Origin of the sequence: Bacillus sp. SIMBA_074, assembly GCF_046534555.1 — a bacterium.
Classification (GTDB): Bacteria; Bacillota; Bacilli; order Bacillales; family Bacillaceae_G; genus Bacillus_A; species Bacillus_A mycoides.
This window is the reverse complement of record NZ_JAWRYM010000157.1, coordinates 1-389: the sequence shown is the minus strand read 5'-3', so window position 1 is coordinate 389 and position 389 is coordinate 1. Positions and strand designations below refer to the sequence as shown.

Below are 389 nucleotides of genomic sequence, written 5' to 3'. Positions count from 1 at the left end.
CTCACCATTTCAACCACTTGGTTCTACTTGAATTTGGTTAGGGAAGGAAACCCTGATATTCCAGAAGTATTCGCTATCTATAAAGATGGAAAAACTTCTTTCAAGCTTATTGGGGCATCCATCTTACAAGCTATTTTCATTTTTTTATGGTCATTATTATTAATCATTCCCGGTATCATCAAAAGCATCGCCTATTCGCAGGTGTTTTTCTTATTGAAGGATCATCCAGAATACACCGTGCTTGAAGCCATTACAGAAAGCAAAAAAAGAATGAAGGGCTTGAAATGGAAGTATTTCCTTATGCACCTAAGCTTCATAGGTTGGGGCATCCTTTGCATGTTCACGATAGGAATTGGTTTACTATGGCTGTTTCCTTATGTCGGAACTAC

General features: G+C 38.0%; 1 protein-coding gene. It reads left to right on the top strand.

The window, feature by feature from the left end; all coding sequences use genetic code 11:
• Nucleotides 1-389, top strand: a 389-nt coding sequence (locus tag SB773_RS30285; RefSeq protein WP_410593889.1) for a DUF975 family protein, incomplete at both ends; no start/stop codon positions are given.